The organism is Vulcanisaeta sp. JCM 16161 (genome assembly GCF_001316285.1).
In genome coordinates this window covers 81,615-97,409 of record NZ_BBDO01000003.1, presented here as the reverse complement: position 1 = coordinate 97,409, position 15,795 = coordinate 81,615, and the positions used below count along the sequence as shown (strand labels likewise).

The following is a 15,795-nucleotide window of genomic DNA, read 5'->3' as shown; positions in this document are numbered from 1 at the left end:
AGGCATGCTATACTGGGTATAGCGGGACTTGGTCCAACGCTGTTGTTTCTGGAAATCCCAGGGCAACATTCATTGCCTGTATCGCCTGCCCTGACGCCCCTTTCATTAAATTGTCTATTGCGGCGAGCACAACAAGCCTGTTTAACCTACTATCTATTTCGAAGCCTATGTCGACGAGGTTTGACCCTATTACGTACTTGACGTCCGGGTACCTTTGGAAGCCGGCTCTGTCCTTAACAAGCCTGATGAAGGCTCATTGCCGTACATCGTCCTGTACGCCCTCCAAACCTCCGGCTCCTGTATTGGCTTTGTTAGCCATGCATGTGACGTTGTTAGTATACCCCTAACCAGGTCTACGGCATGTGGCGTGAAGGCTACACGTACCTGCCTATTAATCAATAGGCTTAGTTCCTGCTCTATCTCGGCGGTATGCCTATGGTGAACAACCTCGTAAGGCCTAATCACGTATGTCCTAAATGGGTGCAGATCGAGCTTGGTGCATGGGCTCCAGCGCCTGAGCTTGAGATCTTGGCGTCAACAACTATTTTGTCAGTATCCACAAGGCCCGCCTTAACCACGGGGGCCAGGGATATTATGGCCGCGGTAGCCATACATCCCGGTACGGCTATCAACTTGGCGCCCTTCAATTCCTCCCTGTGGAGCTCCGGCATGCCGTAAACGGCCTTACCGAGCAGGTCTGGGTATGGGTGCGGCTTCTCCCAACCATACCACTCAACGTAGGCGTTTGGGTCCTTTAGCCTGAAGTCGGCCGATAAATCAATGATTGTTAACCCATTCTCGTAAAGCTTGGGTACCCACTCAATGCTCTGTCCATGGGGTAGCGCTAGGAATACGACATCAACGTCCTTCTTAAGCACATTATCAATTGTTGAGTCAATGAAGGTTAGGTTAGTCCTGCCCCTAAGGTTTGGGTGAACCCTAAATACGTACTCCCCCTTAAACTCCCTCGATGTTGCGCATACCAATTCAATGCCTGGGTGGTTAAGCAGAAGCCTAAGCAGCTCGCCACCGGTGATTCCACTGGCTCCGACGACGCATGCCCTATACCTACCACTCGCCATTGTACCACCCCACTATAGTCCTCACCACGTTACTAACCATGTCCATTGTTAACTCAACCCTAGGCTCAATACCGAGCACCACATGTTCACCGCCATAAGTGCCTATTACGTATGTGCACATTAGGCACTTAATATCCCTTGAAAGCTTTAGGAGCCAGGGCCTTAGGTCACCGCAGTTAATACATTCATCGCCAATTACCTGGGCGTTAATGACTTTATCCGGCGCCTTAATTATCAGGTTAATCCTCGCCAGGGGGTTTGCCATGTACATCCTATGCTCAGCCACCGACTTACCGCCCTCCCACGTGGTCACTAGGCCATCAAGGCCGAGCGATGGTGATGGCGTCGCTAGGTATGCCCTGCCAAAGCCTTAATTACCTTACCAACCACGTTAGGTTCAACGCAACAACAAAATCTGGGGTTGGGTAGCCCAACCTTGAGATTTCCCTGAATAGGAGGACCCTGTTGATGGCCAATACGTAGGTGTCACGCGGATTCAATGTATCGCTGAACAGTCCGGAGATTGTGAAGGCCTCAAAGACATCGTCAAGGAGGAGGACGGCCTTACCACCTCCACGCCTTACCTCATAATCCCTGGTATTCACTATGGCTACCTTAAACCCTTTACTAACTAATTCATTATGTATCCTCTGCTCCACCGGCCCGTATTTACTGAGCACAAGCGTGAGTTCTTGATTAGCCGTGGTCCCCGCTTCAATGACGACTCACCGGTGCTTATCGTTATTACGAGGCTTTTAAATATTTTCTTTATTATCTCGGGAGTTATAAGCATGTTATTGTTAATTAGGGAAATGTTTATATAGTGTATTTAGGGTTGTGACTTGGTAGTATGGAACGGTTTCCATGCTATATGACACAATGAGGATTGAGGAGAAGTTAATACTGAAGGAGCTTAGAGATCTCGGCGCCAATGTTACTTTAATAAACATTGATAATGTCTCCCTGAGCCTTAATAATGGTAGTGACTTTGGCGTGGTCCTCGTTAGGCCCATGAGCCATTCAAAGGCTGGTTTGGTAGCCCGTATCTTGAATATACATGGTGTGAGGACTATAAATAAGGGGCTCGCCATAGAGAATTCGTGGAATAAGGCCATTGCAATATCAATACTGGCTAGGGCGGGCGTACCCACGGTACCCACAAAGCTCCTGCTCTCAATCAATGTCCAAGGTGACGGCATTAATTACCCAGCAATTGTGAAGCCTATCCACGGTTCCTGGGGTAGCTCGTAAGCCTAGTTAACAATACTGACGAATTAATGCTGCTACTAAGGCATAAGTCTATGGGCGATCCGTACTCGAGGATTGCCATTGTCCAACCGTTCATTGGTGATGGAACGGATTACAGGGTTTTCGTCGTAGGTGATGAGGTGGTTGCTTCAATGGTTAGGAAGCCTAGTTCCGATGATTGGAGAAGTAACGTGGCCAGGGGTGGTATTGCGCATGCGGTTAAGCTTAACGCCGATGCCCATGAGACTGCTATTAAAGCCGTTAAGGCCCTCGACCTTGATTACGCGGGTGTTGACCTTCTGTACAGCGATGATGGTGATTACGTGGTTAATGAGGTCAACGCGATACCCGAGTTTAAGGGCCTAATGAGCGTCTCGGGCGTTAATATTGCGCGTAAAATAGCTGAGTATGTGATAAATACTGTCAGGAGGTGATTACCCAATGAGTAATGACCTACTTAAGTTCGAGGATGAGTACCTGGCTAGGTACTATAGTAAAAAGCCCGTAAACATAGTTAGGGTTACATGCAGTACGTTTGGGACTCAAGTAATAACAAGTACCTGGACATGCACACGGGCTTCGGCGTCGCATTCCTCGGCCATAGGAACCCGAGGGTCATAGACGCCATTAAGGAACAGCTTGATAAAATAATCACTGTACCGCTAACCTTCTATAACGAGGTGAGGGCTGAGTTCATTAGAGAGTTCATGAAGGTCGTACCGAGCAGCTTCGGCAAGGTATTCCTACAGAATAGCGGTACTGAGGCCGTGGAAGTCGCCCTCAAGATAGCGAGGAAAATTAGTAAAAAGGCGGAGTTCCTGGCATTCCTCAACTCATTCCACGGTAGGACAATGGGCTCACTCTCAGTAACTGGTAATGAGAAGTATAGGAAGGCCTTCGAACCAATGCCGTATAGGGTCAGGTTCGCGCCATTTAACGCAGTTGACCAGGTGGATAAGTTAGTGACTGAGGATTTAGCGGCGGTGATTGTTGAGCCAATACAGGGTGAGGGCGGTGTTAACCCAGCAAAGCCTGAGTTCCTAAGGGCCTTAGGCAGGTGACTAGGGAGAGGAATGTATTGCTTATACTCGATGAGGTCCAGACAGGGTTTGGCAGGACTGGGCGTGTTTGGGCCTTTGAGAATTACGGTGTGGAGCCCGACATATTCACGGCGGGCAAATCAATAGCTGGTGGGTTACCAATTGGGGTGGCGGTTGTCAGGAGGGAGTTTGGCGACGTCTTCGAACCTGGGGAGCACGGCAGCACCTTTGCGGGTAATCCACTCGTCATGGCCGCGGCCAAGGCGGGTGTTGAGGTTTTAATTAGTGATAATGTGCCCGAGAGGGCGAGGACCATGGGTGATAGGTTCATGAGGATACTTGAGGATGAACTCAGTGGTTTAAAGACGGTCTTGAGGGTTAAGGGTATGGGGTTAATGCTTGGTGTTGAACTTAGGAAGAGGCTGATCCATACGTTGATAAGTTAATAGGCATGGGGTTACTAACCAGCGTTGCCGGTGGGACCACCGTGAGGTTATTACCGCCATACTGCATAACCGATGAAGACCTGGAAATGGCTATTAGGGCGCTTAAGAATGCATTGTCCGACTCGTTATAATGTCGTTAAGTATTTTATTCAATTCCTCATCATTCAACGGCTCCCTCCTCAAACCATCATCGTAGATTCGCATAACCCTCTCATAAACAGCGTTAATAAGCTCGGGCGTGGGATCCACACCACGTCTCCTCAGCCAGTAAGCTATTGACGACCTACCTGAGTATGGCCCAATAAGTATCCTAGCCTCACGACCAATTATGGATGGATCCATCGATAGGTAAGTCATTGGATTCCTCAACTGCGCATCAATGTGTATACCAGCCGATGTCGTAAAGGCATTCTCACCAACAAGTGGTTGGTACCTGGGCACTTGGTAATTGAGGTTCCTAAACTCCTCAGTTATTTTACTGATTACCCTGGGATTCATACCATCAAAGGAGCCCTTGATCCTGGCGTACCAAATCACCAGGGCCTCTATGGGTACATTACCAGCCCTCTCCCCAATCCCTAATAACGTCCCGTTGTTTATGGACGCCCCATAGAGCCAGGCAGAGACTGCGTTGGAAACAGCCATGTAGTAATCTCCATGCCCATGAAACTCTAGCAACTCACTTGGTATTTTCAATGCCTTCCTAAGGACCCACACGAGCTTCGGTATGCTATAGGGAAGTGGCGCGAATGGGTAGGGTACGCCGATGCCTGTCGTGTCCGGTAGCTTTATTGTGATCTCAACGCCATACCTTTCCCCAAGCCTAAGTAGTTTCTCTACGAAGGGTATTACGAAACCGACCACGTCAGACCTTGTCACATCCTCAAGGGAACACCTAAGCCTAATACCCTCCCTCAACGCATACTCCGCAGCCTCTAGGTACTTAGCTACGACTCTATCCCTCGTGGAATTGAACTTATACCTAATGTGAATGTCCGATATCGACATTAGCATTACCATTTCATCAAGGCCAGCCTCCTTAACGAGTCTCACGTCATCAATCCTGGCCCTACCCCAACCAATCACCTTAGGCCACTCAAGGCCCAAGTCCTTAACGGCCTTAACGAGTCCCCTATCTCTACCTGTATATAGGAAGAACTCGCTCCTGGTTATCCTACCACTCCCATTATCAAGGTCGGCTAATAACTTGAATAGTCTAATGGCATCGTTTACTGAGTAATAAATATAGAAGGCTTGTTGTCCATCCCTAAAGGTGGTATCCGTTATGAATAATTGGCTAGGGGGCTCTGGGTCGATATTAATACCGTCAGTTATTAACCTTGGCGGTAAAGGCCATTGCCTTAGGATGGAATCCTCTAACTCCTCATAATCGATGCCTTCACGCCTCAATAAACGCATTAGTAGCTCATCCCTACCCTGGGATGGAGGGTTTTGATAGGCAGGCACTTCAATGGGAACCACCCAACTCTTCATGAAATAAATAATTTATAAATTTTACCCTTAATAATAAATAATTATCTAACTATTATCTATTTATAAATATTCATAAATTCAATCACCGCCTGCTTATATATATCTATGGCCCTGAGATAATCATCAATAAGTATGTACTCCTCAAGCGAGTGGGAAAATGCACCATCGCCAGGGCCATAGGCAACTATATTTTTTTTGTTAATGAGGCTAAGTCGTTCATATCGCTTGTGCCCCACTTCCTGGCAAGGATGGGTCCCCTACCTAGCACCTTAATTATTGCCCTGGACACGGCCCTGGCACTGGCATTGCTTACAGGGACTTCGACTGGCTCAGTGCACCACCTCATGTTGATAGTAACTAACTCGCCATACTTTACCCGTAACTGATTAATCGCATCCTCAACATCCCTACATGACCTACCAGGGGGTATCCTTACGTCAAGAATTAACCTGCAATTGCTCGGTATCATGTTTTCCGCCTCACCACAATTAATGATTGTTGGTGTTACCAGGAAGTTTTCATACGATGTCCCAGCCATCAATGCACTCCATAGGTCCCTATACACGTTCATGGCAATGAGTATTGAGTTTGAGTCAAGGTCGGGATTTGACGCGTGCCCTCCCCTCGTCCTCACGTTTACTTCGAGCTTTGTACCACCCCTATACTTAGTCACTAACCTATCAATCCCTGTTGGCTCGCCGACGATTATGCCCGTTGGCCTTGGCACGTGATTACTAACCATTAAGTGCCTAGTGCTAGGCTATCACCCTCCTCATGCACGACAGCGGTGAGTACGAGTGTTCCCCTGCTTAGTTCACTCTCCATGAAGGCAATCGCCATCGCCATTAACGGGCCCTTATCATCGCTAGCCCCCCTACCAATTACCTTATTTCCCTCACGCCTAACCTCTATGAAGCCGGGCACTGTGTCCATGTGTGCATGAAGCCAAAGAACAGGTTCACCACTGCCCCTAACGGCAACCACATTGCCCACCTCGTCAATTCTTGCCTCGAAACCATTCATCGTCATTAATTCCATTAGGAACTCCGCAAGTTCATGCTCACCACCTGTGGGCGAGTAGATGTTCAGGGCCTCCATGAGCAATTTTAATTTAGTCTCGTCGGTGAACATCATCAACCCCTCTTAACAATGCTCACCACTAATTCTGCTATTCGCCTAGCCACATTAACGCCTGTGACCCTCTGCACATTCTTAAACTCGGGGACTGTGTTGACCTCGAGCACCTTATAACCTCCATCAGACTCAACAACGTCAACACCGGCGTAATAAGCACCAACGGCCTTGGTGGCCTTAACGCTTATATCCTCAAGCTCTGGGTCAATCCTTACGGCCTCCGCCTTACCGCCCCTCGCGGTGTTCGTCCTCCAATCATCATTAACCGCATACCTATAAATAGCCGCCACTGCCTCGTCACCAACCACCGTCACCCTAATATCCCTACCCGGCTTCCTAATGAATTCCTGGATCAGGTACGTCTCATATTGAGGGTTCTCCATGGAACTCCTATGCCTAGCTAGGAGCATTAGGTCCTCTGTACTACCGATTAGGCTTACGAACCTACCCCAGGAACCGTGGACAGGTTTAACAATTGCTGGTGAACCAACGATACCAAGTGCCTTAACCGCCGACTCACTTGATAGGGCAATCACGGTGTTTGGTATTGGAATTCCGAGGCGGTTGAGAATCGCAAGGGTAATGGCTTTATTATTACCAATCATTATTGATGCGTATGGGTTTATTGATTTACCGCCAATGGCCTCGTACATCTGCGATAATAACTGGGTCCTGTGTTGACTAACCGTCCTTATGAAGCTATGGCGACCTCATTAACCCCGGGGAATTCGAAGAGTAGGTCCTCGGCATTCACAAGCCTATAGTTAATGCCCAGGTTATCGAACTCCCTAATGAGCAGTTTCTCGTCAAGCCTTATGGCATCGTAGAGGAAGTGTACGACTTCAATCAGAACCACCCCTCAGCAGTTATTCGCCCCAATCCTCCTCCTCAACCTTAATTATCTTCAGTTGTATTAAGCCATTCTGAATAACCACTTGATACTTCTGACCACAGCTTGGGCAACTAACTAATTCGCCATCGAGTACGTCATCCGGTATTTCTATGTCTGCCCCACAGACCTGGCAGGAAAGCTTTGCTGGCATCGAGTTACTACGTAAATATAGCCTATTTAAGCATTGCGGCCAATAGCGGGAGATTTTATAAATAAATAATTAAAGTATATATTCATAGGGATTACCCCGGCACCACGTGTGTACCAAGGCCATTAATTGCCGAGGTTATTGGCCTATCAACCACTCCATTAGAAATTATTGAATACACGCCCCTACTGGCCAATTGAGCCGCCGTGTAGACCTTCCTCTTCATTCCACCCCTAACCTCGGGATTCTTAAATAATTCCCGAGCCTCGACCGCGCTTACTCTGTTAATTACCTTACCATTCACGAGGACCCCGTCGACATCCGTGAGAATCACTGCGAAGTTAGGCATTAGGGATGTTGATAAAACCTCGAGTGCCTGGTCCCCATCAACATTTAGCGCCCCGCCTGTCTTAATATCCATGGCTATTGGCGCTATTACCGGTGTAAAGCCCTCCTCAAGCATCCTCATTATGAAGTCCCTATTAGCACTCTCTATCTTACCCGTATAACCACCATCAACAACCCTCTCCCTACCCCTCTCATCAATTATTATCATGGACTCCCTCCTCCTAGCCCTTAGTAAGCCACCGTCAACCCCAGAAAGACCAATGGCATTAACCCCAACACCCTGCAACCTACTCACCAACTCCTTGTTTAGGTACATCATGCCCATCACGTAGACCCTCAAGGTCTCCAGGTCCGTGTACCTACTCGTAACCCCACTGGGACTTGTAACAAACCTGGCTTGAGCCCCATTCTCTCCATTAACTCGTTTATGAAGTATCCACCGCCATGTATTATAACTACCTTATGGCCATTATTAATCAATTCAGGCACTTCCTTAATGAAGTTATCAATGCCCTTCCTTATCACGGATCCGCCCACCTTGATTATTATGAGCATTACTGAGGAGTTAATTATCAATATTATAAATATTGCCATTATGAAGGATATGGTGAGATTATAGTGAACCTCTCAATTCATTAATAGCCTCACTAATCCTCTCAATGCCCATACGTATCCTCTCAATACTCTCCACTACGAAGGATATCCTGATCGCTGATCTGTAAATATCGCTGAAGTATGTACCAGGTATTACGGTAACACCGTACTTCTCAAGAAGTACCTCAGCGAATTTCTCGGAGTCCCTTATATACCTCGATAGATCGACGAATATAAACATGGAGCCCTTTGGAACTATAAACCTTGACTCAGGTAAGTACTCCCTCAACGCTTTAACTGCGGCATCCCTCCTCGACCTATACTCCTCAATTATATATCTTAGGTGTTTCATCCTGACCTCAGACCTTAGGTATGCTGCCACGAACTTTTGGGCAATAACGGGTGGGCAGTACGTCATCTCCTCAGCAGCGAGCTTCAACTTGGGTATTGCATCACTTGGTCCATAAATAAAGCCCAACCTCCAACCTGGTATTCCAGGGTCCTTTGAGAATGTGTTTATTGAGATTACGTGGTCAGGCGCGTACCTATAGATGTACGTGTGCTCCCCCTCGTAAATCAACGTCCTATATGCCTCATCGGACACTATCCAGAAGTCCTTATCCACCGCAAGATCGGCTATCGCCTTCGCAGTGTCCCTATCAATTATATTGCCTGTTGGGTTATCCGGAGACACTAAAACCAATGCCTTGGTCTTATCCGTTATTAACTCCTTAAGTCTCTCAACATCGATCTTAAATCCATCCTCCAAGCTCAAGCCAAGCCTCCTTATCCTACCACCGAAGTACTCAATAATGGGTTTATAACCAAAGTAGGTTGGGTCCAGTAGTATGACCTCATCGCCGGGGTTTAGTATGGTCATGAATGTGGCGAACATACCCTCCTGGCCGCCCGTTATAATCACTATATTGTCCGGGTTAACATCAATACCACCAAGCCTCCTCAAGTCCTCTGAGACTGCTCCCTCAACTCAATAATTCCCTGGCTCGGTGTATATCCGTAAAGTTCCATACTATTATCCTCCACCAACTGCCTAGCCAGTAATGACCTAACCTCGATAGGTGGTGGTATCCCAGGTTGCCCGGCTGATAGGTTAATGATGTCCCTCCTCTCACGCTTTAACCTCTCCCTTATAGCATCAATCCTCCTGGTTGGACTCTCCCTAAGGAAGGCTATTGACTGGGAGAAGCCGCGCATTAGTATTTGGGTATTTTAAACAGATATATATACATTATGTATTCAGTACGGCCATGTAAGTGTCTTAAGGGCAAAGCTTATAAAAATATTTATAGCAAGACCGTGTGAATGATTCGGTCTGAAAAGGAGGTACTTGGTTCTTCAGGATGGGAGTGTATATCGTGGTTACGCCTTTGGCGCTAATAACGAGGCGGTTGGCGAGGTAGTCTTCACGACAGCCAATGTTGGTTATCCTGAGTCTCTAACGGACCCATCATATAAGGGGCAAATACTCGTGTTCACAAGCCCATTGATAGGTAATTACGGTACATCGCCGGATCAGTGGGAAAGCGATGCGATTCAAGTGAGTGGCGCCGTGATTTTTGATCTAACAATACCAAGCCACTACACATCGGTCATGGGCCTTGATGAGTGGTTCAGGAGGGAGAGTATACCTGGCATTTACAGGGTTGATACTAGGGCGTTAACGGTTAAGTTGAGGGAAGTCGGCGTGATGATGGGCGCCATAGCTGATGACGTGGACAGGGCCTTAAAACTAATCAGGGATGCGCTAGGTATGACGACATTGACTTCACAAGGCTTGTATCGCCAAGCGCGCCCATTTACTATGGCGATGATGATAAACCCTGTATTGGAATTATTGATTGTGGTGTCAAGATGAGCATCGTGAGAAACCTGCTAAATAGGGGCTTTAGGGTCGTTAGATACCCATGCCATATGTGGAGGAACGCCCTAAATGATTGCGATGGGGTCCTCCTTAGTAATGGCCCAGGTAACCCAAACCTATTGACGTACTTAAGTGATGTCGTCACTGATGTAATTAGGGATAGAAAACCAACACTGGGGATATGTCTAGGACACCAGGTAATTGCCCTGGGCATTGGGGCTAGGATCTACAAGATGAGGTATGGGCACAGGGCAATCAATAAGCCGGTGCTCGACCTCATTAGGGGTAGGGTGTACATAACCACCCACAACCATGGTTATGCCGTCGACCCACAGAGCATTAAGGGGACCGGGTTTAAGGTGTGGGCGATACAGCCTGACGACAACACAGTGGAAGGCTTAATCCACGAGAGACTACCAATACTAACGACGCAATTCCACCCGGAGTCTAAGCCCGGCCCCTTAGACGCTAATTGGGTCTTTGATGAGTTTGCGAGGATGGTGATTAATCATGGACGTTAGGAAGGTCCTAATAATCGGTAGTGGGCCGATTAAGATTGCGGAGGCTGCGGAATTTGATTACTCGGGGATACAGGCGCTTAAGGCGTATAAGGAGGAGGGCTTGACTACGGTTCTTGTTAACCCAAACGTGGCCACTGTACAAACTACGCGAGTGTTTGCGGATAGGGTTTACCTAGTGCCCATAAAGCCTGAGTTCCTGGAGATGGTCATTGAGAGGGAGAGGCCTGACGCAATAGCCTGCGGCTTTGGTGGTCAGACTGCGTTATCTGCATGCATAAACCTCAATGACTTGGGGATTCTCAGTAGGTATGGCATTAAGGTCCTTGGAACGCCTATAGAGGGTATTAGGTCAGCCCTGAGTAGGCAGTTGTTTAAGGACCTAATGAGTAAGCACGGCATTCCGGTGCTACCATCTAAGACCACGTACTCGCTGAATGAGGCTTTATCGGCGGCGAGGGAATTGGGTTATCCGGTGCTCGCCAGGGTGTCCTTTAACCTCGGCGGTGCGGGCGCCTTTGTTGCCCATAATGATGATGAGTTGATTAGCAGGTACCACAAGGCATTGGCCATGAGCGAGATTAAGGAGGTGCTCATTGAGAAGTACATTGGTGGTTGGAAGGAGATTGAGTTCGAGGTGATGAGGGATAAGTACGGGGAGTCGGTGGCCGTGGTCTGCATGGAGAACGTAGATCCCATGGGCGTGCATACGGGTGACTCCGTGGTTGTCGCGCCCTGCCTAACATTAACAAATGATGAATACCAGAGGGCTAGATTGATGTCGATCGGCGTCGCAAACGCGATAAATCTAATCGGTGAGTGCAACGTGCAGGTTGCGATTAATCCAGGCCCGAGATGTACGTCATAGAGACAAACCCAAGAATGAGCAGGTCAAGCGCCCTAGCCAGCAAGGCCTCGGGGTACCCACTGGCGTATATAGCGGCTAAGTTAACGCTTGGTTATAGGCTGAGTGAGTTGATTAATAGGGTTACTGGCAAGACCGTGGCGTCCTTCGAACCCAGTCTCGATTACATAGTGGTTAAGATACCGAGGTGGGAAAACGATAGGTTTAACGTTAATGAGTCCCTGGGCCCCGAGATGATGAGTATCGGCGAGGTCATGGGTATTGGGAGGACGCTTGAGGAGGCCTGGCAGAAGGCGGTGAGGATGCTCGACATCGGCGAGCCGGGCCTCGTGGGTGGTAGGATATACCATGAGGCAAGCATTGAGGAGGCTGTAAAAATGGTTAGGGAGAGGAAGCCTTACTGGTTCCTATATGCGGCTGTGCTTCTTAGGGAGGGTTTCTCTGTCGATGATATTAATGAGTGGACCGGCGTTGATAAGTTCTTCCTCTACGCAATTAAAAGGGTTGTGGACTTCTACGAGGGATTAAGGAAAGGCAAACCATTACCACTTGAGGAGGCTTATGTGCTTGGCTTTAGTGAGGAACAATTGAGGAGAGCCCTCGGTAATGACCCACCGAGTAAGTTACCCGTGGTTAAGCAAATCGATACATTGGCCGGCGAGTGGCCGGCCGCCACGAATTACCTATACCTAACCCACGGTGGCGAGGTTGATGATTATACGGGGCCCGGTGTTGATGCCGTGATTACGGGTGCCGGTGTCTTCAGGATTGGCGTTAGCGTTGAGTTTGACTGGTCCGTGGTTAACACGGTCCTCATGCTCAAGAGACTTGGTTATAGAGTTGGTGTGTTGAATTATAACCCGGAGACCGTGTCCACGGATTGGGACTTCGCGGATAAACTCTTCTTTGACCAATTAACACCAGAAACCCTAAGGAACATACTAATTAAGGAGAAGCCCAAATTCGTGGTGTTATGGGCAGGCGGCCAAATTGGGCAGAGACTTTATGGTAAGGCTAGGTCCTGGCTAATCGATGGCGTCAGGATACTGGGCACAAGCCTGAGTCCGTGGACCTAGCCGAGGATAGGTCCAAGTTCTCGAGATTACTTGATGAGTTAGGACTTGATCAACCACCCTGGGCCTATGCGTCAACTATTGAGGAATTGATAGGACTTGTGGAGAGGTGGCTTGATTACCCAGTAATTGTTAGGCCAGTTACGTGCTTGGTGGCACCTACATGGGTATTGCCAGGAATAGGCAGGAATTACTTAATTACGTTAATAAGGCGACCAGGATAAGCCCGAACATCCCGTGGTTGTGTCAAAGTTCATTGGCGATGGCGTTGAGGCTGAGGTTGATGGTGTTGGTGATGGTAATTCCGTGATCGTAGTGCCCGTGGAACACATCGAACCACCTGGCGTGCACTCTGGCGATAGTACCATGGTAATACCACCAAGGGGTGCTGATTATAAGTTAAACGATAATTGGAGGATTAAAATGGCAGAAGCTCATTGAGGATTAACAAGGCATTGGGCATTGTGGGGCCATTCAACATACAGTTTATCGTCAGGGATAGGATATACGTAATCGAGGCCAACGTGAGGGCGAGCAGGTCAATGCCATTCACAAGCAAGGCAACCGGCGTTAACCTAATGAATTTATCCGTTAAAGCCGCATTAAACGGCCTGGGCATGGATAGGGAGTTCATGGTACTTAGGCCAAGGCGCTGGTGGGTTAAGGCAAGTCAATTCTCCTGGAGTAGGGTTAGGGGTTCATACCCAAGGCTTGGGCCTGTGATGTATAGCACGGGTGAGGTGGCATCGAGTGGTAAGGCCTTTGAGGAGGCATTACTTAAGGCCTGGCTATCGACCACGCCATCTAGGGTCCCGAGGAAAAACGCCCTGGTTTACACATACGATGAGCAATACATCAAGGCAATCGACGAAATAAGAAATCGCCTTAGTAAGTGGCTCGTGGTTCTCGACGATACCGAGGAGGTTAAGGCCATGCTTAAGCAGGGCTCCGTGGACATACTAATGACAGGAGGCGACACGGTGAATAAGGACTACATTACGCGCAGGTTGGCCGCGGACACGGCAACGCCAATAATACTACACCCAAGCCTTGGGCTTGAGCTAACGAGGGCCTTTGAATGGTTGAGGAGTGGTGGTAAGTACGCCATTGAGGAATTACTTGAGGCCGAGCTTAGTTAGTGGTGAGTAGTTTATTCTCAATTTCATTAAGCCTACTCACCATCGAATTAACCCTAGTCATTAACTCCCTAACTTCATTAAGCCTGGTCCTGGCGTCATCAATTACTTGGCGTGGATTTGATGAACCATGCACAGGCTTCATTAATGACTCATTAACATCAAGGCCAACCTTAACGCCACTCCTTAGCTCCCTAGCAACCTCATTATACACATCCCTAAACGGCCTTCCCTCCTTCATTGCAATGGTCTCTGCATACTCAGCGGCAGTAACTACGTACTTACCCAGCGACTCTTTAATGCCATCCTCATTAACTTTAATACTATTGATGAAGTCCATGAATATTAAGAGACCCTCAAGAGCTATCTTAACTATTGACCACATGTGCCTAGTTAATTCCTGCAGGTCAAGTTGGTAGCCAGACTCCACCGGCCTTAGTATTGAATACATAGCCATTAAGTGGCCCACGGCCTCTCCAATCCTAGCCCTAAAAACCTCCAGGGTGGCCGGATTCCTCTTATGCGGCATGATACTACTCGTGGCAAGGTGGCTCGGGTCTGCATTCACGTAACTTAGCTGGGGCATTAACCACATCTCGAGGTTATTAATGAACCTGCCGACCTCCACCAGGTAATTAACTATTGTTGATGCTGCGGATATTATGAAGTACCTAGAGCCTGTTGCGTATATTGTATTATCAACAACGCCGTCAAAGCCCAACTCAGCGGCCTCCCTAAACCTATCAATACCAACCATGGTACCGGCAAGCGGTCCGGAACCCAGTGGTGACCTATTGACTAATTCATAGGCGTGCATTAATTCGTCGAGGAAGTCCCTGGATAGGTCGTCTAAGTAAAGCATGTAGTGTCCGAGCGTCGTTACCTGGGCCGGCTGCCTATGGGTTGAGCCTATGATCAATTTATCGTATTCCTCGACGGCCTTATTCAGGGCGATCTCCCTAAGCCTGAGCGTGGTGAGTATTAGGTCGAGTAGGGCCCTCCTAAGCCTAAGCCTAATTGCTGTTGCCACGTGGTCATTCCTAGACCTACCAATGCCGACCCAACCACCTATGCTGCCCAATCTCCTGATCAATTCTGCCTCGATATACTCATGCGCATCCTCATAACCACCTAATTTACCTGGTTCATAACCACCACGCCAAATATCCCTAAGGGCGTTCCTAATCCTCCCAGCCGCATCACTATTAATAACGCCAATCCTCTCAAGCTCATTAACGTGAACTATGAGTGCGATTATCACGTACTTAAAGATCTCAGCGTCATCAACGACTGACGAAATATAGCTTATCTTATCGACACTCCCAGCCCCGAGTAGTTCCCTGCGGTACACATTGATAGGCTAGGGGCTATGTTTTAAGGATTTCATTGACCACCCATACTACGTAGGATCTCCTCAGTCTCTCTAATCAGTGTCTCAATATCCTTCCTAGCGGTCTCATCATCCTTATAAGGACTAAGTACCCTCTCAGGATCGGGCCCATTGTATTGGTATTGATGAATCCACAGCGCCTTATCCGTGAGCAAATCAACCCTGCCACCAATGATCATAGCCACATCCTTCAGGTAACTCGTCGGCATAACCGCTATCACCCAATCAACCCTATCAACGCGCTCCAACCTACCCCTCAACCTAACCTTACCGCTAAAGACCTTACTCAGCTCATCCCTCTTATCAACTGCCAATGCTGCTACGAGAGCTTTCCACGCCTGAAATGCCTTGCCGGCGGCGTTTCTGATCAATCCCTCATTAAGAAATCTCTTGGCGAGTTCTAACTCACTCCTGGCCTCATCGATCCTAATCCTTTTGTACTCCTTAGGGTCGTACCAAGGCTTTGCTAATTGCATATGAACTTCCCTCCTAGATAATGAAAATC

At 48.2% G+C, this 15,795-nt stretch carries 12 protein-coding genes and 6 pseudogenes; 5 read left to right on the top strand and 13 right to left on the bottom strand.

Translation table 11 applies throughout. The features are described from left to right. Window positions 1-7 precede the first annotated feature (7 nt). The 3 genes and pseudogenes from argC to JCM16161_RS15310 form a co-directional block, all read right to left on the bottom strand. A pseudogene (argC, locus tag JCM16161_RS04520) lies at window positions 8-1,082 on the bottom strand (N-acetyl-gamma-glutamyl-phosphate reductase). After that, on the bottom strand, window positions 1,069-1,395 hold the full coding sequence (locus JCM16161_RS15315; RefSeq protein WP_243669315.1) for a hypothetical protein: 327 nt from the start codon (window positions 1,393-1,395) through the stop codon (window positions 1,069-1,071). Before JCM16161_RS15315 ends, argC begins: the two are co-directional and overlap by 14 nt. A 61-nt stretch (window positions 1,396-1,456) precedes the next feature. After that, entirely contained in the window at window positions 1,457-1,762 is a 306-nt protein-coding gene (locus JCM16161_RS15310) for a hypothetical protein (RefSeq protein WP_243669313.1), read from the bottom strand. Between the two features lie 184 nt (window positions 1,763-1,946). Here JCM16161_RS15310 and JCM16161_RS15305 point away from each other — a divergent pair, with 184 nt between their 5' ends. From JCM16161_RS15305 to JCM16161_RS04505, 3 genes and pseudogenes are all read left to right on the top strand, one after another. Then, window positions 1,947-2,333, top strand: a complete 387-nt coding sequence (locus JCM16161_RS15305; RefSeq protein WP_243669311.1) for a hypothetical protein — start codon at window positions 1,947-1,949, stop codon at window positions 2,331-2,333. Window positions 2,334-2,359: 26 nt separating this feature from the next. Beyond that, window positions 2,360-2,764, top strand: a complete 405-nt coding sequence (locus tag JCM16161_RS15300) for an ATP-grasp domain-containing protein (RefSeq protein WP_243669309.1) — start codon at window positions 2,360-2,362, stop codon at window positions 2,762-2,764. 7 nt (window positions 2,765-2,771) lie between these two features. Further along, window positions 2,772-3,947, top strand: a pseudogene (locus JCM16161_RS04505) (aspartate aminotransferase family protein). On the opposite strand, the gene JCM16161_RS04500 reads toward JCM16161_RS04505, so the two are convergent. The 8 genes and pseudogenes from JCM16161_RS04500 to JCM16161_RS04475 form a co-directional block, all read right to left on the bottom strand. After that, entirely contained in the window at window positions 3,919-5,310 is a 1,392-nt protein-coding gene (locus JCM16161_RS04500) for a 2-isopropylmalate synthase (protein ID WP_243669307.1), read from the bottom strand. The pseudogene JCM16161_RS04505 and the gene JCM16161_RS04500 overlap by 29 nt on opposite strands. A 184-nt stretch (window positions 5,311-5,494) precedes the next feature. After that, window positions 5,495-6,052 (bottom strand): peptidase dimerization domain-containing protein, encoded by a 558-nt coding sequence (locus JCM16161_RS15295; protein WP_243669305.1) that lies wholly within the window; start codon window positions 6,050-6,052, stop codon window positions 5,495-5,497. Beyond that, complete coding sequence (locus JCM16161_RS15290) at window positions 6,052-6,444, bottom strand: M20/M25/M40 family metallo-hydrolase (RefSeq protein ID WP_243669303.1); 393 nt, start codon at window positions 6,442-6,444, stop codon at window positions 6,052-6,054. Before JCM16161_RS15290 ends, JCM16161_RS15295 begins: the two co-directional genes overlap by 1 nt. After that, a complete protein-coding gene (locus tag JCM16161_RS04490) occupies window positions 6,444-7,097 on the bottom strand; it encodes a RimK family alpha-L-glutamate ligase (protein WP_243669301.1) in 654 nt (217 codons plus the stop codon). Before JCM16161_RS04490 ends, JCM16161_RS15290 begins: the two co-directional genes overlap by 1 nt. Before the next feature lie 38 nt (window positions 7,098-7,135). Beyond that, entirely contained in the window at window positions 7,136-7,300 is a 165-nt protein-coding gene (locus JCM16161_RS15285; protein WP_243669299.1) for a hypothetical protein, read from the bottom strand. Between the two features lie 10 nt (window positions 7,301-7,310). Next, window positions 7,311-7,487 carry a hypothetical protein gene (locus JCM16161_RS04485; protein WP_054855120.1) on the bottom strand — a complete coding sequence of 59 codons (177 nt, stop codon included), beginning with the start codon at window positions 7,485-7,487 and terminating at the stop codon, window positions 7,311-7,313. A gap of 91 nt (window positions 7,488-7,578) precedes the next feature. Further along, window positions 7,579-8,387: pseudogene (locus tag JCM16161_RS04480) on the bottom strand ([LysW]-aminoadipate/[LysW]-glutamate kinase). 58 nt (window positions 8,388-8,445) lie between these two features. Further along, window positions 8,446-9,641 (bottom strand): annotated as a pseudogene (locus tag JCM16161_RS04475) (pyridoxal phosphate-dependent aminotransferase). A 133-nt stretch (window positions 9,642-9,774) separates the two neighbouring features. On the opposite strand from JCM16161_RS04475, the pseudogene carA reads away from it, so the two are divergent. Together carA and carB are read left to right on the top strand one after the other, a co-directional pair. Continuing rightward, window positions 9,775-10,829 (top strand): annotated as a pseudogene (gene carA, locus JCM16161_RS04470) (glutamine-hydrolyzing carbamoyl-phosphate synthase small subunit). Next, window positions 10,819-13,903 (top strand): annotated as a pseudogene (carB, locus tag JCM16161_RS04465) (carbamoyl-phosphate synthase (glutamine-hydrolyzing) large subunit). Before carA ends, carB begins: the two co-directional pseudogenes overlap by 11 nt. Here carB and JCM16161_RS04460 read toward each other — a convergent pair. Further along, the gene (locus JCM16161_RS04460) at window positions 13,896-15,251 is read right to left on the bottom strand and encodes a lyase family protein (RefSeq protein ID WP_054855119.1); all 1,356 of its coding nucleotides are present in this window, start codon (window positions 15,249-15,251) and stop codon (window positions 13,896-13,898) included. The pseudogene carB and the gene JCM16161_RS04460 overlap by 8 nt on opposite strands. Window positions 15,252-15,283: 32 nt before the next feature. Further along, entirely contained in the window at window positions 15,284-15,766 is a 483-nt protein-coding gene (locus JCM16161_RS04455) for a PaREP1 family protein (RefSeq protein ID WP_054855225.1), read from the bottom strand. Window positions 15,767-15,795 lie beyond the last annotated feature (29 nt).